Origin of the sequence: Leifsonia psychrotolerans (assembly GCF_013410665.1) — a bacterium.
Taxonomy (GTDB): domain Bacteria; phylum Actinomycetota; class Actinomycetes; order Actinomycetales; family Microbacteriaceae; genus Cryobacterium; species Cryobacterium psychrotolerans_A.
In genome coordinates this window covers 1,248,310-1,272,281 of sequence record NZ_JACCFM010000001.1, presented here as the reverse complement: position 1 = coordinate 1,272,281, position 23,972 = coordinate 1,248,310, and the positions used below count along the sequence as shown (strand labels likewise).

Annotated in this window: 22 protein-coding genes; 13 read left to right on the top strand and 9 right to left on the bottom strand. The window is 64.7% G+C overall.

Translation table 11 applies throughout. From position 1 onward, the window contains the following. Window position 1: 1 nt before the first annotated feature. Complete coding sequence (gene mnmA / locus HNR05_RS05955) at window positions 2-1,171, top strand: tRNA 2-thiouridine(34) synthase MnmA (RefSeq protein ID WP_179578188.1); 1,170 nt, start codon at window positions 2-4, stop codon at window positions 1,169-1,171. Here the strand turns inward: mnmA and HNR05_RS05950 are convergent. Further along, window positions 1,161-1,790: a hypothetical protein gene (locus HNR05_RS05950; RefSeq protein ID WP_179578187.1), complete on the bottom strand. Its 630-nt coding sequence runs from the start codon at window positions 1,788-1,790 to the stop codon at window positions 1,161-1,163. The two genes, mnmA and HNR05_RS05950, sit on opposite strands and share 11 nt — an antisense overlap. Window positions 1,791-1,839: 49 nt before the next feature. On the opposite strand from HNR05_RS05950, the gene HNR05_RS05945 reads away from it, so the two are divergent. From HNR05_RS05945 to HNR05_RS05910, 8 genes are all read left to right on the top strand, one after another. Next, the gene (locus HNR05_RS05945; RefSeq protein WP_179578186.1) at window positions 1,840-3,273 is read left to right on the top strand and encodes a cellulase family glycosylhydrolase; all 1,434 of its coding nucleotides are present in this window, start codon (window positions 1,840-1,842) and stop codon (window positions 3,271-3,273) included. Window positions 3,274-3,324: 51 nt separating this feature from the next. After that, the gene (ligA, locus tag HNR05_RS05940; RefSeq protein WP_343062479.1) at window positions 3,325-5,607 is read left to right on the top strand and encodes an NAD-dependent DNA ligase LigA; all 2,283 of its coding nucleotides are present in this window, start codon (window positions 3,325-3,327) and stop codon (window positions 5,605-5,607) included. Between the two features lie 201 nt (window positions 5,608-5,808). After that, on the top strand, window positions 5,809-7,086 hold the full coding sequence (locus tag HNR05_RS05935; protein ID WP_179578185.1) for an alpha/beta hydrolase: 1,278 nt from the start codon (window positions 5,809-5,811) through the stop codon (window positions 7,084-7,086). A 37-nt stretch (window positions 7,087-7,123) separates the two neighbouring features. Then, window positions 7,124-7,420, top strand: a complete 297-nt coding sequence (gatC, locus tag HNR05_RS05930; RefSeq protein WP_179578184.1) for an Asp-tRNA(Asn)/Glu-tRNA(Gln) amidotransferase subunit GatC — start codon at window positions 7,124-7,126, stop codon at window positions 7,418-7,420. 2 nt (window positions 7,421-7,422) lie between these two features. Further along, a complete protein-coding gene (gatA, locus tag HNR05_RS05925) occupies window positions 7,423-9,003 on the top strand; it encodes an Asp-tRNA(Asn)/Glu-tRNA(Gln) amidotransferase subunit GatA (protein WP_179578183.1) in 1,581 nt (526 codons plus the stop codon). Next, on the top strand, window positions 9,003-10,508 hold the full coding sequence (gene gatB, locus HNR05_RS05920) for an Asp-tRNA(Asn)/Glu-tRNA(Gln) amidotransferase subunit GatB (RefSeq protein ID WP_179578182.1): 1,506 nt from the start codon (window positions 9,003-9,005) through the stop codon (window positions 10,506-10,508). Before gatA ends, gatB begins: the two co-directional genes overlap by 1 nt. A 2-nt stretch (window positions 10,509-10,510) precedes the next feature. Next, a complete protein-coding gene (locus HNR05_RS05915) occupies window positions 10,511-10,816 on the top strand; it encodes a hypothetical protein (RefSeq protein WP_179578181.1) in 306 nt (101 codons plus the stop codon). Beyond that, window positions 10,817-11,911: a VIT1/CCC1 transporter family protein gene (locus HNR05_RS05910; RefSeq protein ID WP_179578180.1), complete on the top strand. Its 1,095-nt coding sequence runs from the start codon at window positions 10,817-10,819 to the stop codon at window positions 11,909-11,911. It begins immediately after the preceding gene. A 17-nt stretch (window positions 11,912-11,928) separates the two neighbouring features. On the opposite strand, the gene HNR05_RS05905 is transcribed toward HNR05_RS05910, so the two are convergent. From HNR05_RS05905 to HNR05_RS05880, 6 genes are all read right to left on the bottom strand, one after another. Beyond that, window positions 11,929-12,690, bottom strand: coding sequence for an anti-sigma factor domain-containing protein (locus HNR05_RS05905; RefSeq protein WP_179578179.1), 762 nt, complete (start codon window positions 12,688-12,690; stop codon window positions 11,929-11,931). Further along, window positions 12,677-13,225 carry a sigma-70 family RNA polymerase sigma factor gene (locus tag HNR05_RS05900; protein ID WP_179578178.1) on the bottom strand — a complete coding sequence of 183 codons (549 nt, stop codon included), beginning with the start codon at window positions 13,223-13,225 and terminating at the stop codon, window positions 12,677-12,679. The genes HNR05_RS05905 and HNR05_RS05900 overlap by 14 nt, the downstream gene beginning before the upstream one ends. Window positions 13,226-13,328: 103 nt before the next feature. Continuing rightward, a complete protein-coding gene (locus HNR05_RS05895; RefSeq protein WP_179578177.1) occupies window positions 13,329-13,994 on the bottom strand; it encodes a class F sortase in 666 nt (221 codons plus the stop codon). Between the two features lie 19 nt (window positions 13,995-14,013). After that, window positions 14,014-14,835, bottom strand: a complete 822-nt coding sequence (locus HNR05_RS05890; RefSeq protein ID WP_179578176.1) for a DUF4397 domain-containing protein — start codon at window positions 14,833-14,835, stop codon at window positions 14,014-14,016. Window positions 14,836-14,986: 151 nt separating this feature from the next. Beyond that, complete coding sequence (locus HNR05_RS05885; protein WP_179578175.1) at window positions 14,987-15,775, bottom strand: cache domain-containing protein; 789 nt, start codon at window positions 15,773-15,775, stop codon at window positions 14,987-14,989. Beyond that, window positions 15,772-16,530, bottom strand: coding sequence for a FadR/GntR family transcriptional regulator (locus HNR05_RS05880; protein WP_179578174.1), 759 nt, complete (start codon window positions 16,528-16,530; stop codon window positions 15,772-15,774). The genes HNR05_RS05885 and HNR05_RS05880 overlap by 4 nt, the downstream gene beginning before the upstream one ends. 115 nt (window positions 16,531-16,645) lie before the next feature. Here HNR05_RS05880 and HNR05_RS05875 point away from each other — a divergent pair, with 115 nt between their 5' ends. The 4 genes from HNR05_RS05875 to HNR05_RS05860 all read left to right on the top strand — a co-directional run bounded on the left by HNR05_RS05875 (window position 16,646) and on the right by HNR05_RS05860 (window position 20,712). Continuing rightward, window positions 16,646-17,677, top strand: a complete 1,032-nt coding sequence (locus HNR05_RS05875) for an ATP-binding cassette domain-containing protein (RefSeq protein ID WP_179578173.1) — start codon at window positions 16,646-16,648, stop codon at window positions 17,675-17,677. A 51-nt stretch (window positions 17,678-17,728) separates the two neighbouring features. Beyond that, complete coding sequence (locus HNR05_RS05870; protein WP_179578172.1) at window positions 17,729-18,916, top strand: ABC transporter substrate-binding protein; 1,188 nt, start codon at window positions 17,729-17,731, stop codon at window positions 18,914-18,916. Window positions 18,917-18,981: 65 nt separating this feature from the next. Further along, on the top strand, window positions 18,982-19,902 hold the full coding sequence (locus tag HNR05_RS05865) for an ABC transporter permease (RefSeq protein WP_179578171.1): 921 nt from the start codon (window positions 18,982-18,984) through the stop codon (window positions 19,900-19,902). 9 nt (window positions 19,903-19,911) lie between these two features. Beyond that, window positions 19,912-20,712 carry an ABC transporter permease subunit gene (locus HNR05_RS05860; protein WP_179578170.1) on the top strand — a complete coding sequence of 267 codons (801 nt, stop codon included), beginning with the start codon at window positions 19,912-19,914 and terminating at the stop codon, window positions 20,710-20,712. A gap of 70 nt (window positions 20,713-20,782) precedes the next feature. On the opposite strand, the gene HNR05_RS05855 is transcribed toward HNR05_RS05860, so the two are convergent. Both HNR05_RS05855 and HNR05_RS05850 read right to left on the bottom strand, forming a co-directional pair. Next, on the bottom strand, window positions 20,783-22,477 hold the full coding sequence (locus HNR05_RS05855; protein WP_179578169.1) for an HNH endonuclease signature motif containing protein: 1,695 nt from the start codon (window positions 22,475-22,477) through the stop codon (window positions 20,783-20,785). 882 nt (window positions 22,478-23,359) lie between these two features. Continuing rightward, window positions 23,360-23,926 carry a TIGR03086 family metal-binding protein gene (locus tag HNR05_RS05850; protein WP_343062478.1) on the bottom strand — a complete coding sequence of 189 codons (567 nt, stop codon included), beginning with the start codon at window positions 23,924-23,926 and terminating at the stop codon, window positions 23,360-23,362. Window positions 23,927-23,972 lie beyond the last annotated feature (46 nt).

Sequence of the window (23,972 nt, the reverse complement as noted above, 5' to 3'; positions counted from 1 at the left end):
GGTGAAGGTTTTAGCAGCAATGAGTGGCGGTGTCGACTCCGCCGTCGCCGCTGCCCGCGCAGTCGAGGCGGGGCATGAGGTCGTGGGGGTGCATCTGGCCCTCAGCCGAATGCCGGGAACGCTCCGCACCGGCGCCCGTGGCTGTTGCACCATTGAAGACTCGATGGATGCCCAGCGCGCCGCCAATATCATCGGGATCCCGTACTACGTCTGGGACTTCTCCGAACGTTTCAAGCTCGACGTCGTTGACGACTTCATCGCCGAATACACGGCCGGGCGCACCCCGAACCCGTGTATGCGCTGCAACGAACGCATCAAGTTCGCCGCGCTGCTCGAGAAGGCGCTCGCGCTCGGATTCGACGCCGTTGCGACCGGCCACTACGCGAACATCGTCACGGATGCCGACGGCAACACGGAGCTGCACCGCGCGGCGGCCTGGGCGAAAGACCAGTCCTACGTGCTGGGCGTGCTCACCGCCGAGCAGTTGGCGCACTCGATGTTCCCGCTCGGGGCGACCCCATCGAAGGCCGAAGTGCGTGCCGAAGCCGCTGAGCGCGGCTTCTCCGTCGCGAATAAACCCGACTCCCACGACATCTGTTTCATTCCCGACGGCAACACCCGTGGCTGGCTCGCCGACAAGGTCGGCGCCGAACCGGGCGCCGTGCTCGACCGGACAGGCGCGGTGATCGGCACGCACGACGGAGCCCTCGCCTTCACGGTCGGTCAGCGCAAGGGGATCAGCGTCGGATTTCCGACCAACGACGGCAAGCCGCGCTTCGTGCTTGAGATTCGCCCCAAGACCAACGAGGTCGTCGTCGGACCCCGTGCGGCCCTCGACATCGCGGAGATCGCCGGCTCGAAGTTCACCTGGGCGGGACTCCCGCCCGCACATCCCGATCTGGCGTTCGACTGTGAGGTGCAGATTCGCGCCCACGCCGACCCGGTTCCCGCTGTCGCACAGGTGGTTCCCCTCGCGGACGCTGACGGTGTCCCCGACGGTGCGGTTGAACTCAAGATCATTCCGAACGAGCCTCTGAACGGCGTCGCACCCGGACAGACCGCCGTGGTCTACGTCGGCACGCGGGTGCTGGGCCAGTGCACGATCGACCGCACGGTCTCTGCGGTCCCCGTCGACCTGGTTGCCGAGTCTCAGGCGGCAGTCAGGGCGTAGCCACACCTCGGTGGGGCTCCGGCCCGATGAGCGGCTCCGGCCCGATGAGCGGCTCCGGCCCGACGAGAGGGGCCGGATCCGTCGCACGGGGACGGCTGGCGAGGCGCACGAGGGCGGCCACGATGCCCGGCAGAATGCCGACGGCGCCACCCCAGATCGCAGCGAACAGCACGGCGCCGACGAGAATGCCGAGATAGCCGATGAGGTTGGCATCGACGACGAACGTGGTGTAGATCGCGCGGATCAGGTTGCCGACGATGACGCCGCAGACACTCGCACCCCAGGCCGCCCAGAATGCACGGGCCGCACCGCCGTTCGGATGTCTGCGGACAGAATTCTCGAGACGCATCGCCGCGACGACAAGCATCGCGGCCGCTGCGATCAGGTCGACAAGAAAGAAGCCCGCGGTGGTGCCGCCGAGTGGGCTGAGGCGAACCGGTGGAATGCCGAAGGGAACGCCGATGGCACCCGGCACGAGAAGCACCGACGCGTGGGTCGCCCAGGAGCCCATGATGCTCCAGGCGCCGAACAACGCTGACGTGAGAAAAAGAATGATGAGGGCCGTCAGCCCGGGGCGGTGGTCGACACTGATCCACCGCGCGAAGATTCGCGTGTGCATACGGCCATACTAGGGTCAGTCGTTTCCGTCACCGTCGAATGGATCCAACATGAATCGTGCTCGGGTCTTCTCCCTGGTTGCTCTGGCTGCCCTGGTTGTCGCCGGAGGTGAGAGTGCATTCGTGCGACAGCTGATGCCGGTTGCGGAGCGTTCGGCGATCACTGATACGAGCGGACGAGCCCTCGGACTGCACGGATTCTCAACCGCCGGGAGTGCTAAGTCGTCTGTCGACGGCCTGCCACGCTTTACCGAGGCGGACCTGGCCCGTGAAAATGCCGACATGGGCACGAATTTCGTGCGGTTCCTGATCTCCTGGCGCGCTGTGGAGCCGCAGCCTGGAATCTACGATCAGGCCTACCTCGCCGAGGTTGAAACCCGCGTCGACTGGTTCGCCAAGCAGGGCTATCACGTCATGCTCGACATGCACCAGGACCTGTGGGGAACCGAGATCGTGCCCGGCATGGGGATCGGAAATGGTGCACCGGGCTGGGCGACGTACACCGACGGTCTTCCGATCGGCCAACACGATATGTGGGAGCTCTATTACCTCGATGCGGGGGTGATCCGGGCGTTCGACAACTTCTGGAACACCACGGGCACCCACCCCGAGTTGATGGACCACTACGTCAACGCATGGAAAGCGGTCGCGACACAGTTTGCCTCCAATCCGACGGTCATCGCCTACGACCTGATGAACGAGCCGTTTGGCGGCACGCTGCAGGGGCCCGCTTTCGAGGCCGGCCCGCTGACGAACCTGTACCAGCAGAGCCTCGACGCCATCCGCACCGTCGATCCCGACAGCTGGGCGTGTCTGGAGCCGCAGGCGATGGGTGTGAACTGGGGTCTGCCGAGCGGTCTGGGCGTCGTGACCGACTCGCGCCCGGGCGAGGCGAGGGTGGCGTTCTGCCCGCACCTCTACCCGCTCGCGATGGATCTCGGCGGCGGCTACTCGGGCGGTTCTCGCGACATGGTCGACGCGACCATCGCCTCGTGGATCGGCAACACGAAACGCACGGCTGCACGGCTCGGGAACGTTCCGATCATTCTCGGTGAATTCGGTCTCGACACGACGCTGCCGGGCGCCCTCGATTATGTGGACACGGTCTACGCGCAGATGGATGGCATCCACGCCGGTGTGGCCTATTGGTCACGTGATAACGGCTTGTGGGGGCCGTACGACACCGACGGCGTCACCGCCCGCAACCTCGTCGCCGCGATCGACAGGCCCTACCTGAGGGCGGTCGCCGGGACTCTCCAGACGCTCTCGAGCGCGCCGGATCGACTCGAATTCAGCTTCACGCCGGATGCCGCAGCCGCCGCCCCGACAGAGCTTTACCTTCCTGCAGTGGGGTTCCCACACGGTGCCGCGGTCGACGGGGCCACGATTGCACACTGGGATACATCGAGACGAATTCTCACGCTGGACGCGCCGGGCAACCCGGCCGCCACGCAGAACATCGTCGTGGTTGCGGCCGACGGCTAATCGCCGCGTGCCCGGCGTTTCGGTGTCGGTCCTGATCTCTAAACTGGGGGAGTGGCAGAGACGACTATCCCCGACGACCTCGACCAAGCCCGCGGCGAAGCTGAAACGTTGACGGTCCGCATTCTCGAACTGCGCGAGGCCTATTACGAAAAAGACGCGGCCGTCGCTTCCGACGAGGACTACGACACGCTGATTCACCGACTGGAGGCGATTGAGAGCGCCTTTCCCGAGCTCGCGAGCCAGGACAGTCCGACCCAGACCGTGGGCGGACGAGCGCAGAGTCTGTTCGACCCGGTCACGCACGCTGAGCGCATGCTCAGCCTCGACAACGTGTTCAGCACCGACGAGTTTGTGGCCTGGTCGGCCAAGGTCGAGAAAGATGCCGGCCGGCCCGTACGCTATCTCTGCGAACTGAAGATCGACGGCCTTGCCATCAACCTGCGCTACGAAAGTGGTGTTCTCGTCTCGGCTGCGACCCGCGGTGACGGCGTCGTCGGCGAAGATGTGACTGAGAACATCGACCTGGTCCCCGGCATTCCTCGGCGCCTGTCCGGCAGCGGGCATCCGTCGCTCGTCGAGGTGCGCGGCGAGGTCTTTTTCCCCGTCGCGGCCTTCCAAGAGTTGAACGCCGAGCAGGAGGCCGCCGGTGAACGGCTCTTCGCCAATCCGCGCAACGCAGCGAGCGGGTCACTGCGTCAGAAGGCCGAGGGTAAGAATGCCGACCAGCTGCGTCTCATGCACGCGCGTCTCTCACGACTGCGCATGCTCGTACACGGCATCGGCGCGTGGGAGAATCCGCCCGTCGAAACCCAATCTGACGTCTATCAACTTGTTGCCACGTGGGGTCTGCCCACCAGTAGCCACTACCGGGTCACCGACCCGGGTGCAGGGGCCGCCGGTGAAGCCGTCGAGTTCATCCGCTACTTCGGTGAACACCGCGGCAGTGTCGAGCACGAGATCGACGGCATCGTGATCAAGATCGATGAATTGGCCTTACACGCCGAGCTGGGGGCGACAAGTCGAGCGCCGCGGTGGGCGATCGCCTACAAATACCCGCCCGAGCAGGTCAACACCACGCTGCTCGACATACGCGTCGGAGTCGGTCGCACCGGACGTGCGACCCCCTACGCCGTGATGGAGCCGGTTCGGGTCGCCGGCAGCGTCGTGCGTCAGGCCACTCTGCACAATCAAGATGTGGTCAAGGCCAAGGGAGTGCTGATCGGCGACACCATCGTTCTGCGGAAGGCGGGCGATGTCATTCCCGAGATTCTCGGGCCGGTCGTCGAACTGCGTGACGGCACCGAACGTGAGTTCGTCATGCCTGAGTACTGCCCCGAATGTGGCACGCGCTTGCGTGCAATGAAAGAGGGCGATATCGATCTGCGCTGCCCGAACGCGAAGGACTGCCCGGCGCAGGTGCGCGGGCGCGTCGAGCATGCGGGTTCCCGCGGCGCCCTCGATGTCGAGGCGCTCGGAGAGGTATCGGCCGCGGCCCTCACCCAGCCGCTCGAACCGGCCGAACCTCCACTGCACACCGAAGCGGGGTTGTTCGACCTGCGCGTCGAAGACATCTTTCCGATCAAGGTCGTGGTGCGTGACTCCGAGACCGGCATGGCCAAGACCAATGACGATGGCAGCGAGCGCACCGACACTCCGTTCAAGCGAGCCCGCAAACCCAAAGAAGACGGTGAATTCGACCCCGCTGCCGCCGAGTTCACCGGGGATGAGTTCTTCGTTCCGTCAACGAACGCGATCAAGCTCATCGCCAACCTCGATAAGGCGAAGACCGCCCCGCTCTGGCGTATTCTGGTGGCCCTCAGCATTCGCCACGTCGGCCCGGTTGCCGCTCGAGCTCTGGCCGGCCACTTCGGCTCACTCGACGCCATTCGGGCCGCGTCCCGGGAAGAACTAGCCGAGGTCGACGGTGTGGGTGGAATCATCGCCGATGCTGTGATTGCCTGGTTCGAGGTTGACTGGCACCAGCACATCCTCATGCGGTGGGCGCAGGCCGGCGTGCAATTCGCAACACCGGGCCACCCGGGGCCGGGGGCTGCTGCGGCCGCCGGCGGAGTGCTTGCGGGTCTCACCGTCGTCGCGACCGGATCTCTTGACGGATTCACGCGAGAGGGCGCACAGGAGGCGATCATTGCGGCCGGAGGCAAATCGGCGTCGAGTGTGTCGAAGAACACCGACTTCGTCGCTGCCGGGCCCGGGGCCGGCTCCAAGCTGGCCAAGGCTGAACAGCTGGGCATCCGAGTACTTGACGCGGATGGTTTCCGCATCCTTCTCACCGCTGGCCCTGAGGGCTTGCCCCCGCTCGCCGTGGCACCGTAACGACGCGCCATAATCACCCCAGAAAGGGGGGAGACAGCGTCTTCGCGGGCCGGACTGCGCTGAGTAGGGTTAAGGCACCGGGTGCCTATCCGGCGTGGGGCCAACGGTGTGCCCTTCGAGTACGAGGGGACCGGCTCGAGTTTGCTGTTCAATCTGGCAGCGGTATTGGCAGTCTCGCTGGCTTTCGGGGGGACGCCCGAAGTGGCAGCTGTTCATGTTGCGCCTGAAATCGCGCCGTCGACGTCTGTCGCGGTGCCTGCCACGCCTGCCGGTTCGGCGACGGTTCTTCCCGTCGCTTTACGGCCCGTTCGTGGGTCTGGTGTCGGTACGTCTCGTGCCGCGGCATCCGGAATCGAAACCCTCACCGCGATGGCCGCGCAGAGCAGTGCAGAGCTGAAGCGGTTCATGTCGTCGCAGCTCGCGAACGTGGATGCGCTGCTCGCCGCCCCGCCCGCGGCGCCCGCCGTGGGTCGATGGTGGCAGGATTTGGGGGCCGATCAGCGCGCAGCCCTCACTCACGCTGCTCCTCGAGTCGTCGGAAACCTCGACGGCATACCATTTCAGACCCGGAACGAGGCCAATCGTCGGGAGCTCTCGGACGCCGTGGCCCAGCTGAAGAAGAGGTTGCGCTCAGCGACGACGGCAGGTGAAGAAAGCGAGCTGGAGTCCGAAAGTGCCCTGCTCGCGCAGGTCAACGCGGCAGTCACGCCCCGGGTGGGTGGGGCTACGCGATACCTGGTGCAACTCGATCCCGCCGACGGCGGGCGGGCGGCGATCGCGATCGGCAATCCCGACACCGCCGACTTCGTGACCTATCTCGTGCCGGGTTTGAATTACGGAGTTCGGGATCAACTCGTCAACTGGGCGGCCACCGCCGAGGACGTGTACGAGGAAGAAAGATCGGTGTTGCGTGCAACCCGATTCCAGACCGACCGGCTCCCCACCGTCTCGGTAATCGCCTGGATCGGATATCAGACGCCGGATCTCTTCACCGTCGGCGGGCTTGAGCGTGCCGAAAACGGTGCCATTCTCCTCGAGCGAGCATGGCAGGGTCTGAGCGTCGCCCGCGGTGCCCACCAGCCGTACCTCAACGTGATCGGTCATTCCTACGGCTCGACTGTGGCACTCGTCGCGTTGGCCAGCGGGGCGGTACGGGCTGATTCGCTCATTCTCGTCGGCTCGCCCGGGAGCCCCGCCCAATCCGTCGAGGAACTCGCTGTCCCGGCGCGCACCGTCTTTGTCGGGGAGGCCGACTGGGATCCGGCAGCCAATAGCGCGTTCTTCGGAAGCGATCCCGGCTCTGCCGCGTTCGGAGCGAATCGGCTCGGCGTCTCGGGATCACGCGATGCGGTAAGCGGCCGGTGGCTGAACGGTTCGATCGGTCACAACGCCTATTTCACCGTCGGAAGCGAGTCGCTGCACAACATGGCGCTCGTCGGCACAAACAATGCGAATCTGGTGACCGGCCGCTCCGAATAGAATTGAAGGATTCACTCGACGAACCGTACGGAGTTTCATGTCTGAAATCACGGCCGAGCAGGTGGCCCACCTGGCACACCTCGCCCGGATCGACCTCAGTCCCGAAGAGATCATTGGTCTCACCATTGATCTCGGCCAGATCGTCGACTCAGTCGCACAGGTCACGGCTGTCGCCACACCTGACGTGCCGGCGACGAGTCACCCGATGCCGCTGACCAACGTCTTCCGGGAAGACGTCGTCGTGCCATCGTTGACGGTCGAGCAGGCACTCTCGGGTGCCCCCGCACGCGACGGCGACAAGTTTCGCGTGCCCGCGATCCTGGACGAGGAGTAACAATGACCGACCTGATCACGCTGTCCGCAGCGAACCTCAGCACCCTCCTTGGCGACGGATCCGTCTCCAGTGTCGAGGTCACGCGTGCCCACCTCGACCGCATCAGTGCGGTCGACAGCGACCTTCACGCGTTTCTGCACGTGGCAGAGGACGCGGCACTTGCTACCGCCGCCGACGTCGACGCGCGGCGCGCATCCGGTGAGAAACTCGGCCCGCTGGCCGGCGTTCCGATCGCCATTAAAGACGTGCTGGCCACGCACGACATGCCCACCACGTCGGGCTCCAAAATTCTCGAGGGCTGGATTCCGCCCTATGACGCCACCGTCGTCGCCCGGTTGCGCGCGGCGCACCTGATCCCACTCGGCAAGACCAACATGGACGAGTTTGCCATGGGGTCCTCGACCGAGCACTCCGCCTATGGCCCGACCCGCAACCCGTGGGATCGCGACAGGATCCCCGGCGGCTCCGGTGGGGGTTCGGCGGCGGCGGTCGCCGCCTTCGAGGCGCCACTGGCCCTCGGCAGCGACACGGGCGGATCGATCCGTCAGCCTGCCGCCGTCACCGGTTCGGTCGGCGTCAAGCCCACCTACGGTGGCGTCTCGCGCTACGGCGCCATCGCCCTCGCCTCGTCGCTCGACCAGGTCGGCCCGGTTTCACGCACGGTGCTCGACTCCGCACTCTTGCACGATGTAATCGGCGGGCACGACCCGTTGGACTCCACGTCGCTGCCGGATGCCTGGCCGTCGATGACCGCTGCGGCACAGGCCGGCCTCGCCGACGGAGCGTTGAAGGGCGTGCGTGTCGGTATCGTGAAAGAACTGAACGGTGCAGGCTTCCAGGCCGGCGTCACGCAGCGCTTCGACGAGACCGTCGCGATGCTCACCCAAGCCGGCGCCGAGATCACCGAGGTCAGTGCGCCAAACTTCGAGCACGCCGTCGCCGCCTACTACCTGATTCTTCCCGCGGAGGCATCCAGCAACCTGGCCCGCTTCGACTCGGTGCGCTTCGGCATCCGTGTCGACCCGGCCGATGGATCGATGACGAGCGAGCGCGTGATGGCCGCCACCCGTGAGGCCGGTTTCGGTCCCGAGGTCAAGCGCCGCATCATCCTCGGTACCTACGCCCTGTCGGCTGGCTACTACGACGCGTACTACGGCAGCGCCCAGAAGGTGCGCACACTCATTCAGCGTGACTTCGCTGCGGCGTTCAGCCAGGTCGACGTGCTCATCTCCCCGAGTGCGCCCACCACCGCCTTCAAGCTGGGCGAGAAGGTCAGCGACCCGATGGCGATGTATCTGAATGACATCACGACGATTCCGGCCAACCTGGCCGGCATTCCCGGAATGAGCCTGCCGATCGGTCTCGCCCCCGAAGACGGCATGCCCGTCGGACTGCAGATCATGGCACCGGCCCGTGCCGATGCTCGCCTGTACACGATCGGCGCCGCCATCGAGCGTCTGGTCGAGTCGAACTGGGGTCACACCCTGCTCAGCCAGACACCCACACTCGTGCCGGGCACCACACTGAACCACCCAGCACTCGGCACTGACCGAGCATTCGTCACCGAAGGGGGCACCCTCTGATGAAGAAGGCTGCACTGATGGACTACGACAAGGCCCTCGAGTTGTACGAGCCGGTGCTCGGCTTCGAGGTTCACGTCGAACTCAACACCAAGACCAAGATGTTCTGCGGCTGTGCCAACGAATTCGGCCAGGGTGCCAACACGAACACCTGCCCGACCTGCCTCGGACTGCCCGGCGGACTGCCGCAGGTGAACAAGCAGGCGGTCGAGTCGAGCATCCGTCTGGGCCTGGCCCTCGGCTGCGAGATCGCCGAGAACTCGCGGTTCGCCCGCAAAAACTACTTCTACCCCGACACGGCGAAGAACTTTCAGACCTCGCAATACGACGATCCGATCGCCTTCGACGGCTCCTTGACCATTGAACTTGAGAGTGGCCGCGTGGTCACCGTCGAGATCGAACGCGCCCACATGGAAGACGACGCGGGAAAGCTCACTCACAAGGGTGGCGCGACGGGCCGCATCCAGGGTGCCGATTACTCGCTCGTCGACTACAACCGTGGTGGCGTGCCGCTTGTCGAGATCGTCACCCGCATGATCGAGGGCGGCGAGGCCGATTCGCCGGAGATTGCCAAGACCTATGTGGCCGCTGTGCGCGAGATCGTCAAGGCGCTCGGCGTCTCGAACGCGCGCATGGAAGAGGGTAACGTGCGCTGCGACGCCAACGTGTCGTTGCGCCCGCGTGGATCCGGCATACTCGGCACTCGCACCGAGACCAAGAACGTCAACTCGTTGCGTTCGATTGAGCGCGCCGTGCGTTACGAGATTCAGCGCCAAGCTGCCGTGCTCTCCGCCGGTGGAACCATCACGCAGGAGACCCGGCACTGGCACGAAGACACGGGCGTGACCAGCGCGGGTCGTCCCAAGAGCGACGCTGACGACTACCGCTACTTCCCGGAGCCCGACTTGCTGCCAATGGCACCGTCGCGCCAATGGGTTGAGGAGCTTCGGGCGACCCTGCCCGAACCGCCCGCCGCCCGCCGGAAGCGACTCCAAGCCGACTGGGGTTTCGCGAACCTGGAATTCCAGGACGTGGTGAACTCCGACCTGCTTGATGCCGTCGAGGCGACTGTCGCCGCCGGCGCCGGCGCTCAGTCTGCCCGCAAGTGGTGGACCGGTGAGATTGCTCGCCTGGCCAATGCGCAGGGTGTGGCATCCGATGCACTCATTCAGCCGGCTCAGGTCGCCGCACTGATCGAACTGGTCGACGCCGGCACCCTCACCGACCGCTTGGCTCGCCAGGTGCTGGAGGGTGTCATCGCCGGCGAAGGAACTCCGGCCGAGGTCGTGCAGTCCCGCGGTTTGGCCGTGGTCTCTGATGATGGCGCGCTGATCGCGGCGATCGATGAGGCACTCGCCAGCCAACCCGACGTCATGGAGAAGATTCGCGACGGGAAGGTGCAGGCCGCCGGCGCTGTGATCGGCGCCGTCATGAAGGCCATGCGGGGCCAAGCGGATGCCGCCCGAGTGCGCGAACTTGTGCTTGAACGCGCGGGAAGCGCGAACTAGGCATGCGTCGACGACGCGACTCCGACGAGTCCGCGACCTCGCACGCCGGCACCGGTTTCGGTGTTGGCGTGCAGGTCGTGGTTCGACTGGATCGGAGCAACTATCCCGGCACGCTCATTCTTGACCCAGCGGGTGTGATCGTCGCTCCCGGCGAGACGCTGGGAGCGGCGTTCTTCGCGCCGCTCAGCAGGCGTGAACCGGTGTGGGAAGTGCAGTTTGAGGAACCGTTCATCGGCCTCGACGGCTCGGGACCGCACGATTCTGCGCGTGTGCCGGAAGGCCAGCTCGAGATCGCGCCCGAGGCGTAGGTGGAAGCGGCACGGGTTCCGAGCGACTCCGATATTCGCCGGTGGCGACGGTATCTCGCCGATGAGCAGGCTGAGGGCGCGGTTTACCGGGACCTCGCACGGCGTCGCAGCGGCGAGGAACGCGAGATTCTCCTTGCCCTTGCTGAGGCTGAGGGCCGCCATGAGGCGCATTGGCGTCAGCTTCTCGGCGAACAGGTCGGCGCGTCACGGCCGGGGGCACTCCGCACCCGGCTGCTCGGCTTCCTCGCCCGGCGCTTCGGTTCGGTGTTCGTGCTGGCCCTCGCACAGCGAGCGGAGGCGCGTTCGCCGTATGAGGCTGACCTCGATGCGACAAATGCGATGGCAGCCGACGAACGCATTCACGAAGAGGTTGTTCGCGGTTTGGCTGCTCGGGGGCGACTGCGGATGTCCGGCACGTTTCGCGCCGCGGTGTTTGGCATCAACGACGGCCTGGTGAGCAACCTGGCCCTGGTGCTCGGCATCGGAGCCACCGGCGTGCCGGCCGTCACCATTTTGTTCACCGGTTTGGCGGGGCTCCTGGCGGGCGCTCTCTCGATGGGCGCGGGGGAGTACGTCTCGGTGCGCTCCCAACGGGAGCTGCTGGAGGCGTCATCGCCGAATCCTGAAACCAGCAGTGCACTGCCGCACCTCGACCTCGAGGCCAACGAACTCACGCTGGTCTACCGGGCCCGAGGAATGTCTCCTGTCGAGGCCCAGCAGCACGCACGTGAGGTGCTGCGTGGCGTCGCCGCAGCCACCGGTGCGGTGGCGGTGCCGGAGGATTCGCTGGCTTCGGTGATCGACGAGCATGAAGCGATCGGCACCGGCATCAGCGCCGCAGTGTCGAGCTTCTGCTTCTTCGCCTCAGGCGCGCTGTTGCCCGTACTGCCGTATCTGCTCGGCATGCAGGGCCTCGCGGCGATCATCGTCGCAGCGCTTCTGGTGGGCCTCGCGCTGCTGGGAACGGGGGCCGTCGTCGGCCTGCTGTCTGGCGCACCGCCGCTGAAACGGGCGCTGCGTCAGCTGGCCATCGGCTTCGGCGCTGCCGCCGTGACCTACCTGCTCGGCCTGGTGTTCGGCACCTCGCTCGGATAACGGCCGAGCGCCCGTGTTCACGGGCCGGTGGAGCCGGGTTCAGTGAACGAGCCGCGCACGATCGAGTCGCCGGAGTGAGCGGGGTTTCCGTCGTCCGGCTCCTGCGAGATGTCCACCACCGAGTATTGGCGCAGGTCGACATCGCTCGGGATGCTGAACTGTCCGCGTGACCCGTCGAGCAAGCCGAGGCTCACGAGCCCCGACGTCTCTGGATTAATCAGCCACACCTCGCGCAGGCCGCCCGACGGGGCATCTAAATTGACCTGCAACTGACGCAATCCATCGATGTCGGCGAGTGTGGCAGAGCCGGAAGCGTTCCAGTTCGGGAACGGCTCTAATGACGCCTCGGCCAAGACTCGTTCCGTTGCGACCGGCCACAGGTTCGTGCCGATCACTCCGGTGATGATACCCACGAACAGGGCGGCAGCGGCCAGCGGCCACCATTGTCTAAAACCACCGGAGCGACTCCGGTCGCGGTGGAGAGGGGTGACGGATGCAGACCTCTCAGCTCGGGGTGTCGGCGGGTCCGTGGTTTGGAGGGGGTCCTTCGCCACGGCATCGGTCAGAGCAAGTTCGGAATGTATCGCGCGCCAGACTCCCGTCGCCGGCATCTCAAGTTTCTCGCCGACAGCAGCACGGCCCGTCGTCACGAGGCTGTGGATCGCCGCCAATTCGGCGGTGCAACGTGGGCATGCGGAGACATGGTCGCGTTGGTCGCGAGTAAGCTCGCCATCACCCAGAGCAATCATGACCACGGTCTCTTCATCAAGATGCATCATTCACCTCCAAACGGGTTCGTAACCGACTCAAGCTTCGTCGAATATGACTCTTCACGGTACCGAGCGGTAACCCGGTGGTGTCAGCGATCTCGGAATGCGTGAACTCACCGTAGAACGCCAAGGTCATCACCTGTCGCGGCACCTCTTCGAGCCGGGCCAGTTCATCGGCCAACACCAAACGATCAACCAGATCGCCGTCGACGACGTGGCTGGCGGTGATCGCTGCGTGAGCGCTCGCATCGTGTACACGCTGCGTTCGTGACCGGGCTTCCAGCGCATCCGCGATTCGACGCCGCGTGATTCCCACCAACCAGGAACCGAGGGCACCACGATCCGAATCGAATGTGGCGCGCCCGCGCCAGGCAGAGATGAAGACCTGCTGAGTCACATCTTCCGCATCTGCGGTCGAGCCGAGTGAGCGCAGCGCGAGGGTATGCACGAGCGGGGCCCATCGTTCATACGCATCGGACAGGGCGCGTTCGTCTCCGGAGCAAAAGGCAAGCGATAGCGCAGAGTCGTCGTGGAATGCGGTCACCTGTCTCTCATTCCCTCCGCCATCGAACAGAGGTGTCTTCGGGGTGGTTCATCAGTGCGAACTCTTTCGGTTGTTCGATGGCTGCCCCAGTCTACTGACCGGTTCACATTCGGGGCAGCGCCGTGACGATGACGTTGGAGAGATACGTGAGTCGCTCGTAGTCGAACTCCCCGCCACAGGTAACGATCGTCAAACGCGGCGCCCCCGTTCGGTCGAAGACGCTGGACCACGGAACATCGTTCTTGATGACAAGGCCCTCCTGCGCTACCTCATAGATCACGTCGGTGCCATCAGTGGTCGTGACGACGACCTCGGTTCCGGGAGTTGCCAGCGGAAGCCTCGCGAGGGGGCCTAGATCGTACCGGAGGGAATCAACGTGGGCCGCGATGACAACGCTGCCGCTGTCGCTGCCCGGCCACGCGCCGTAACGGTACCAGGCAGCATCAGCGGGGTTTTCCGGAAGAGCCATCGCCCCGGTTTCGGCGAGTCCGACGGGCTGGACGGTCATATCGACGTCGAGTGCGTCGATCCGTAGGCGCACCGGCGGTACGGCCTCGGGCTGTTGCGAATCGATCCCGGCGTTCACCCGTGGAACATCCACCTGGGCGGTCGGCGGCGATGAGGGAACTGCGGCTGAGGCACTCGGAGCCTGGGCAGGCTGCTGGGCGTCGCTCGACGTTTTCGTGGGAGCACCCGCACAGCCGACCGAGGTCACGAGCACGGCAAACGCCGCAACGAGAAGCCCGAAGATTCTCGTTGCGGCGTTCATCCTGGAGCTCCTGGGCAGCTTAGCGGCGTGCGTGGGCACGAACGGCGACGGCACCGGCAGCAGCGACCAGCAGCCCGGCAAAGCCAGCGCCGATCCACAGGCCTGTTGCATCGAAGGGAGAGTTCGTGGCTACCAGACCGGCTGATCCTGCGGGGATGCTGGTGGGGTTGGAGTGCAACCCGTCAATCGTCTGGATGGCGAGCTGGAGGTTGTTGGCTTCCAGGCTGCCCCAAGCGTAGACAATGGTGTTCACTCCCTCGGCGACATTGACATCAGCCGGCCCGATGACCGGAGCGGTCGTTCCCGTTGCAGCCACAGAGGCTGACACGACGCCAGCAGGAAGGTTCAACACCTTCTCATCAGGGTTCACCAGGTCGGTGATGACCGGGCTGCCACCGGCGAGGATATCGACTGCGGGGGCCGCTGCTACGTGACGTACGGTGAGGCGACCTTGCCCGGCATCCAGCATCGAGATGTCGTTCGTGAAGAGTGTGGCGCTGGGTTCGCCCGCTGCGGTGAGGTGCGCCACGGCCGTGTAATTCCCACCCGCAGCCAGTGGAAGGTCAATCGGGCCGAGCACGGGGTTCGAGTCATCCGTTGCGTCGGACGCAGTGATGGCCACACTGTACGTGCCGGCGGCCAGCGACAGGGGACCCGCGAGCGTTCCCGGGGTGAAATTGTCGAGCGTGAGTTCACCGTTGACGTAGACGTCGACGGTCAGGTCAGGAATGCCATGCAGTACCGACAGCTGGGCGTCACCCTCAGCCGCGTGTGCCGGTACGAGAGCGGCAACCGCGATGAAGGCTCCGGCGGCGATGCCGGTGGCGAGTAGCTTGCGCATTGTTCTTCCTCCTACTAATGCCCGAGGGCGAAATGTTGCTTTCATAACTACTTCTCTCGGGGGCATCGGTTTGGATGCAGCGGGAGCAGAAAAGTTTTAGAAAGTGTCAGGAGGATCGGGAGCAGCAGGCGGCGGCAGCCGCGGAGAGCGCTTAGGGCTCGGTGAGCGCGGAAACCAAAAGGAGGCCACTTAATCCGCACTCGACGACTTCATAGCCTTCGTCAAGGACTCGGGGGGCGTGGTTGCGGTCAGAAGGCTGCGGTTCGGTCAGTCCGCGCAGACGCAGGAGCGAACCTGTTGCCAATCGAGCGTCGGTCGAGACGAGAACGCGTCCGTCGGGATTCACCAGAGTCGTCGTCGAGCGCGCGGTGTGCAGTTGGGGGAGGAGATTTCGCTCCAAGTCCCGCACGTACATGTCGGCGCCGACAACACCAACGATCTCGCTCCCGAGCCTGACGGGAGTCGTGATGGTGAGCGTGTATTCGTCGGTGCAGAGGTAGTCGACGAAGGGGCCTGTGATGTGTCGGGCCCCGGTGAGAAGGGGCGTGCGCCACCATTCGAGTGTCGTATAGTCCCGAAATCCGTCAGCGCTCGGGTCTGCGAGCACCTGGAGTCGACGGGTCGCTCCCAGCTCGCTCGGTGTGCCAAAGGTGTTGCGATCGCCCAGCCACCAGGCCAGGTGCCACGGTGCATCCGGAATGAAATGTGGCCGGGCGACGAACCCCGCTCCGATCACCAAACCTGTGGGGTCACCCAGCAGGGGCGTGACCTGCGCGCCAACGAGTGCGTCGATGTCCTCGTGTCGGAGACCGTCTGCACGTCGGGAAATGAAGTCTTCGATGAGCTGATTCCACAGGTCGATCTGGGCGAAGGTGCGATCGAAGAGCGCGCTGACCGCGAGCGCGCTCTCGGCAATGGACGTGTGCACGACGTTGTTCACGAGTCTCTCTCTAGTTCGAGTTCTGTTTTCGCATCGATGAGGGCTTCGATCGCCTCGTCGATCAGGATGGCGGTGGCGCGACGCGCGGCATCGGAGTCGACGCTTTCGATGGCGGCCACAATCTGTTTTCGGCGGTCGGCCGCTCGATCGCGATTGGGTTGCTCGCGCAGTCCCAACCAAATGAACGAACCGAATTCGGCCTGCATCCGCAGCTCTTCGCGCACCAGGCGAGCCGATTGGCTCAGAGCTGCAACATCGAGGCTAAACGTGAGTTGACCGCGACGGCACGACCCCTCGTGAGCGCGGTCGATCGTGGCCAGCAGGCGACGAAGGTTTTCGGCGTCGGCCGGGGTGGAGCGGTCGGCCGCCAGTTCGGCAGCCATCGAGGCGATCGCGGAGTAGTGCACCCCGATGTCACGAATTTCGACCCGTGACAGAGCGCGCAGCCGTTCGGCGAGGAGCGCGGGGTAGTCCTGGTCGGTGAAGGTGACGAAGCTTCCGCCGTCGCGACCACGGCGGGTGACAACCAGGCGGTTGTCGCGCAGAGTCTCGAGCGCTTCCCTGGCGGTGACCGTTGCGACCCCGAATTGTTTGGCCAAGTCGGCTTCGCTGGGAAGACGTTCGCCGTTGCCGAGTACTCCGAGCACGATGGCATCGGTGAGACGCTGGCTCACCAACTCCGCGCGACCCGCGCCCTCGAGGGGCGCAAAAACCGCAGCACGGGCCGCTCCGCCCGAGCCGATGTACTGAGGCATGCAGGGCCCTCTCCCATGTTGTAACTCGACCGTAACATCTGGCACTAGCTTTTAGACATCTGTTTCCATATGATTTTGAAATCGCACGGATCTGCGGCTGAGAGAGGCAACACACGTGATAGGTGCAACACCGGCAATCAGGCTGACCGGCCTGACGAAGACGTTCGGCACAGTGAACGCTGTCGACCGCGTCGACCTTGATATTGCTGAAGGCGAGTTCTTCTCGATGCTCGGGCCGTCCGGTTCGGGCAAGACGACGGTTCTGCGACTCATCGCGGGATTCGAGCAGCCGTCCGCGGGCACCATCGAGCTGTTCGGCCGTGATGTGAGCGGGCGGGCACCGTTCGACCGCGACGTGAACACGGTGTTTCAGGACTACGCCCTGTTCCCTCACATGAGTGTTCTCGACAACGTGGCCTATGGCCTTCGGGTGCGCGGCGTCGCCAAGAAGGCGCGTCACGCGCTGGCCCAGGAGGCGCTCGAAAAGGTTCGTCTGGGCGAGTACGGTGCGCGCAAGCCGGCCCAGCTCTCGGGTGGTCAGCGTCAGCGTGTCGCTCTTGCCCGGGCGACCGTCGTGCAGCCCAAGGCACTACTGCTTGACGAGCCGTTGGGCGCCCTCGACCTCAAGCTGCGCGAACAGATGCAGGTCGAACTGAAAGAAATTCAGCGCGATCTCGGGATCACATTCATTTTCGTCACACACGATCAAGAAGAAGCACTGACGCTGAGCGATCGCATCGCAGTGTTCAACAACGGGCGCATCGAGCAGCTCGGCAGTCCCGCTGAGATCTATGAGCGCCCGTCGTCCCCGTTTGTCGCCGCGTTCGTGGGGACCTCGAACTTGTTCGACAACGCGGTGTCCGCCCGGCTTCTCGGTCGCAGCGGGACGCACTCGGTGCGCCCCGAGAAGATGGTTGTCTCTCGAATCGGCAGCTCAGCGTCAACCGCCGTCACCGACCGAACCGCCGTGGGCACCCTCGCCGAGGTCATCTACGTCGGCAGCGGCACCCGGCTCATCATTGACTTGGATGCCGGCATCCGTGTCACGGCCCTCGAACAGAACGACGCGCACCGAGTTGACATCGATCAGCGCGGCGCCCGTGTGCATGTGGGTTGGCACGACCGTGACGTCGTTGCTCTCGCCTGACACGCCCACACCATTTTTCACACACGCACGACCCAAACAACGGAGAAAGCAATGAAACGGTACACAGCACGCCGCGCATCAGCGCTGATGAGCGGACTGGCAGTGGTCTCTGCGGCCCTGCTCCTCACGGCCTGCGGCACCAGCGCCGCCGCACCCAGCGAGACCAAGGCCCAGGCGAAGCTGGGTGATAACGAAGGGCAGGTCTCCCTTCTCGCCTGGCCCGGCTACGTCGAAGATGGCAGCAACGACCCCAACGTCGATTGGGTGAGTGCGTTCGAGAAGGACACGGGCTGCACGGTCACGAGCAAGACCTATGGCACGAGCGACGAGGCCTTCAACCTGATGAAGACTGGCGAGTACGATGTTGTCGCCGCCTCAGGTGACGCATCGTTGCGTCTGGTTGCTGCGGGCGACGTCGCTCCGGTGAATACCGATCTCATCCCGAACTACTCGGGCATCTTTGACTTCCTGAAGATGAAGGCCTGGAACAGTGTCGACGGTGTCTCCTATGGTATCCCGCACGGGTACGGCGCCAATCTGCTGATGTACAACACGGATGTCGTCAGCCCGGCCCCGACCTCGTGGGATGTCGTGTTCGACAAGTCGTCGGACTACGCCGGAAAGGTGACCGCTTACGACTCGCCGATCTACATCGCAGATGCCGCTGTTTATCTGATGGCTCACCAGCCCGACCTCGGCATCACCAACCCATACGCGCTCGACGAGACGCAGCTTGCTGCGGCTGTCGACCTGCTGAAGGCGCAGCGCCCGAACGTCAGCGAGTACTGGTCGGACTACCTCAAGGAGATCCAGGCCTTCGAAACCGGCGACTCAGTCGTCGGAACCACCTGGCAGGTGATCCGCAACTCACTCTCGGAGGGAACCAAGGCCGAGGTTGTGCTTCCGTCCGAAGGAACCACGGGGTGGTCCGACACCTGGATGATTGCGTCAAAGGCCAAGAACCCGAACTGCGCGTACGCCTGGCTCAACTACATTGCCAGCCCGGAAGCCAACGCTGCGGCAACCGAGTACTTCGGTGAAGCGCCGTCGAATATTGGGGCCTGTGACTTCACCGAAAACCCCGATCACTGCGCCACCTTCCACGCCGGCGACGCCGACTACGCGTCGCAGATCTGGTACTGGTCGACCCCGATCGCGAAGTGCCTGGATGGACGCACCGATGTGACCTGCACCGACTACGCAGCCTGGACAACGGCCTGGCAGGAAATCAAGGGCTGATGACGCCGCACCAGACCGAGTCAGTCGGTAGCTCAGTTGGCACGCACGAAGAATCGAGAAGTTGAATGACTGATGTGACGACATCCGTCGCACGGCCCGCCGTTCCCGCACCTCGGGAATCGATGGCCAGGCGCGGATCGATCTTTCTCAGCAAGCACCCACGGGTGCGACTCTCCCTGATTCTCTCCGCGCCATTGTTCTGGCTCGGTCTGGTCTACATCGCGGCGTTGGCCGCGCTGCTTATCACTGCGCTCTGGACCGTGGATAGTTTCACGGGCCAGATCTCTCAAACCTGGACGCTCGACAACATCATCACGGTGCTGACCGGTTCGCTGTACCAAACAGTGACGCTGCGCACAGTGGGAGTTGCGTTGCTCGTCACCGTGATCGACGTGGCCATCGCGCTGCCTATCGCGTTCTACATGGCCAAGGTGGCGAGCCCACGGATGCAGCGCATCCTGGTGATCGCTATCCTCATGCCGCTCTGGGCCAGCTACTTGGTCAAGGCGTACGCCTGGCGTTCGGTGCTCTCGCAGGGAGGCATCTTCGACTGGTTGGTCTCGCCGTTCGGGGGTCAGAGCCCCGGCTATGGCCTTCCGGCCACCATCATCACGCTCTCGTACTTGTGGCTGCCCTACGTGATCCTGCCGATTTATGCCGGGCTGGAACGCGTGCCGGACTCCTTGCTTGAAGCATCCGGCGACCTGGGCGGCAGGACCTTTCCGACTCTGCGTCTGATCGTGCTGCCCATGATTTGGCCGGCGATTATCGCCGGCTCGATCTTCAGTTTCTCGCTGTCGCTCGGCGACTACATCACGGTGAACATCGTGGGTGGTGCGAACCAGATGCTAGGAAACCTTGTGTATACCAATGTCGGGGCAGCGAATAACCTGCCGCTGGCTGCAGCCATCGCCCTCGTCCCGATCTTGATCATCTTCGCCTACCTGGCCGCGGTTCGCCGCACCGGTGCGCTGAACAACCTGTAGGAGCATCCCGTGCGTCTGAGTCGCCCCTCCCGGGTCTTGCTCGGCGGAATCACCGCCGTCATCCTGGCCATTGTCTATCTGCCGCTCCTCGTCGTTCTTCTCAACTCGTTTAGCACCAGCCAGAATCTCACCTGGCCCATTCCCGGTTTCACGCTCGAATGGTGGGGCAAAGCCTTCCAAAGCCAGGGTGCGTTGGATGCCGTTCTCACGAGCGTGCAGATCGCTCTGCTCTCCACGACCGTCGCCCTGGTGCTGGGCACGCTCATTTCGCTCGGGCTCTCGCGGTTCGACTTTTTCGGCCGCGACGCCGTGAGTTTGCTGGTCATTCTGCCGATCGCGTTGCCGGGCATCATCACCGGACTGGCACTCAATAATGGCTTCCGTACCATCCTGGGCGTGCAGCTGTCGCTCATGACCGTCGTGATTGCGCACGCAACCTTCTGCATTGTGACGGTCTTCAACAACGTGATCGCCCGGTTGCGCCGGCTTGGCACCAACTTCGAGGATGCCTCGGCCGACCTCGGCGCCGGCCTCTGGACAACATTTCGGCTTGTCACCTTTCCGCAGCTGCGTTCTGCACTGCTGGCCGGTGGTCTGCTGGCCTTCGCCTTGAGTTTCGACGAGATCATCGTGACCACATTCACGGCTGGCGCGGGTGTTACAACCCTGCCCATCTGGATCCTGAACAATCTCTTCCGGCCGAACCAAGCCCCTGTCGTGAACGTGATCGCCGTCGTGCTCGTGCTCGTCTCGATCATCCCGATCTACGTCGCCCAGAAAATTGCCGGGGCAGAGAAAGTGACCCGCTAAACGGCGTACGCCGAACTCTCGAGCACCGGCCGCGTCAGGCACCCGGTCGACTCGTCGCCGTTGCCGCGGTTCAGTCGGTGCGGTGGGTGTCGGTGCGGTGGCGGTTGGCGTCGCGCCAGGTGCGGCTCGGGTCGATCCAGGCCGGGGCTTTGACCCGGGGTCGGCCGTTGACCATGAGGATCTCCCAGCCGGAGGTTTCGATGGTGTGATGATGTCGCCAACACAACGCCACACCATTGTCGACTTCGGTGACGCCGCCTTTGCTCCAGGGGATCACGTGATGAAACTCGAGCCACTGTGTGGGTGCATCGCAGCCGGGAACGCCGCAGCCGCCGTCGCGGGCGAGGATCGCCCGGCGTTGGGCACGGTTGAACAGTCGTTGCGGATCGGTCAGCGTCAGAACCTCACCGTTCGGACCGAACAGAACCGTTTGGGTGCCTCCGGCACACATCATCTGATCCACCGTACGAAGTGAGATCGGGGCGTCGACGCCGTCGATCCAGCCGACACCGCGACCGGCTTCAATATCATTCACGTTCACATGCACCACCACCGTCGGCGGTGCACCACCAATGCTGGGAGTGCCGTCGGCCTGGGCCAACTGGGTGAACATGCCGCGCAGAATATCGGCCCGCTTCTCACCAGCGGTACGGGTGTCGACATCATCGAACTCATGCCCGGCCGCCCCGGGAAGAGGCACCTCGGCCGAGGCTGCACCCTGACCGTGGTCGTCATGGTCATGGTCATGGTCATGGTCATGGTCATGGTCATGGTCGTCGTGGTCGTGGTCGTCGCGTTCGTGGTCACGGTCGTCGTGCTCGCGGTCGCGCTCGTCAGTCAAGTCGTGTCCGTCGGGACCGTCGTGGGCATCCTGCTCGGAGCGGTCGTCGCGTGCCTCATCGCGGGCTTGCTCGGCGGCCGTCGGAAACGCGGGAGTCTTTCGGGCGGCAATGAACGCGTCGAAGGTGAGGTTCATGATTCCGTACAGATCAGGAGTCACCCCGCCCCGCACCGGGTAGACGCCGTCTTTGAAGCGGCCGAAACTGATCGTGCTCGTCGCCTCACCCTCGACCTCATTCGGCGCCACCCCGTCGGGGTCCAGCGCCGCCTGCCACTGCAACATCTGCACCCGTAGTGAGTCCGCCGAGAACGCAAAGCCCGCGCCCGGCTCACCCTCATTCTCGGCCGTAATCGTTCCCGTCGCCGCAGACACCAGAGCGCGTTCCGCAGCCGCAAGATCATCGGGGGCAACACGCGGGGAGATCTCGGCCAGACCGGACATGATCACCTCCGCCGCATCCACCCCCAGTGAGCCGTCGGCGACCGCGGCACCGACCGTGGGGAACAGGGCGGGGATGATCGTGCCGACGTGTTGCGTGTCCTGCATTCGCAGGCCGAGCGCGCTGCGCCGTTTCGCTTCACGGCCGGAAATGCGGGTGACCCGGGTGATCAGGTCGATGCCACTCGTGCAGCCCCGCTTCGCCGCGAGGGAGTCCCGGCCCAGCCACCGGCCGGAGCGTTCCTCGACCGTCGCCGCCACAGCCACCCGGCCCGCATCAACCAGCCGGCCCACGCCTTCGAACGCGCCGAGCACACCGAGGAGGTCGTCGTCGGTGAATCGGTCGGGGCTGACGGTTCCGAGCCCGGCCCACAGTGCCTGCGTCTGTTCGAGAACCGCCAGCACCGCGGCCGCGGTCGGTGCCGACGCACCCGAGGCGGGTGTCGGCTCCGAGGCGGAGACGGGGGGTGGGGAGGTGATTGACATAGCTCTATTCTCCCAAAGAACGAACATGATTACGAGCTTTTCTCAGTAGCGGTGCATAAGCTATCGTACGTGTGTCTGTGGAGGGAGTAGTGACGCACCCGCGTTCAGACCCTGCCCGCGGGTCTCGAGGGTGGCTCACGGGATCTCGACGAGCTCGATCAGCGGTGTGGGGTCGATCAGCGGTGTGGGCTCGATCAGCGGAAGTGCGCGGGGTCGATCACCGAACCGTGGGCCGAGCGTGTCGAGACCACGGCCCCCGGTCTCGGGACCGGCTCGCGGGATCTCGACGAGCTCGATCGGCGGGGAGGGCTGGATCTGCGGGGTGGGCTGGATCTGCGGGGAGGGCTGGATCTGCGGGGTGGGCTGGATCTGGGGAGGGGTGCGGGGTTGGTCCGCGACCCGTGGGTCGAGCTTGTCGAGACCGCGCTCCCCGGTTTCGAGGGTGGCTCACGGGATCTCGACACGCTCGATCAACGGGTGAGCTCGATCAACGGGTGAGCTCGATCAACGGGTGAGCTCGACCAGCGGTGCGGGCGGGCGCGCGGGTGGACGCACCGCTCCTGGCGCCGGTCTGCGGCCATCGACCAAGTTGGGGGCACACGTCGGCCGAGCCTCCGGCACCACCGACGAAACGGCGTCGATGCAGGGTGGTTCGATCGAGTTGGCAGTATCGGAGACGTGCAGCGTCGGGTCGGATGCCCAGTGCGCATTGATCAACGGTGAGAATATTGTGCTGCCACCTGAATGTGAGCGAGCCGGCGTGGAAGCAGTCGCTGTCGCAAAGGGCGAAGGGCGCAACGCGGTCGATGTCACGTTCGGCAACGACGGGGAAGCATTCCTCCACTCTTTGACGAAAGAGGCCGTCGCAGCAGGCGCTCGGAGCTATCGGTCACGACGATCGTCGCGTCCGGTCAATGCCAGAAGACGCGACTGCAGCGGAGCGTCGTCGGCAAGCGGCACGGGAGAGGCAAACAGTCCGCTCGCTTCAAGTGTCTCCTTCTGCGGTTCGAACACCGTCCAGACTGCTTCGACCAGGCGATCGTCGAGGGACTCATCGGCAGCCGTGGCCCGGGCCAGATCCCATGAGTGGATCGTAACATCCGAGACCTGCTCGCGCAGATAGTCCTCCAGCGCGACCGTGTCGTAGGACAGATGCACCAGAGTGCCGGGGGAGGCGCTGCGCCAGGCTTCGGTGGCCAGCGCCGAGTAGCGCTGCCATTCGGCGGCAAGATCGTTTCCGAGTGGCGCGAGCTCCTGCTTGGCTTCAGACACACGAAGGCCCCGAAGCAGTGGCGGGATCCATTGCTGTTCGAGCACGACATGGCGCACCAGGTCGCGCACCCGCCATTCCGTGTCGGGTGTCGGCGCATCCCAATCGGTGATGGCGTCGACCCGAGCCGAGAACTCGGAGTGGGCTTGGGCCTGAAACGTCAGCCAGTCGTCAGTCACGATGCATCCCTTCTTGTCTGCGCACGCGCGCGCTGTCTTCTGAAAC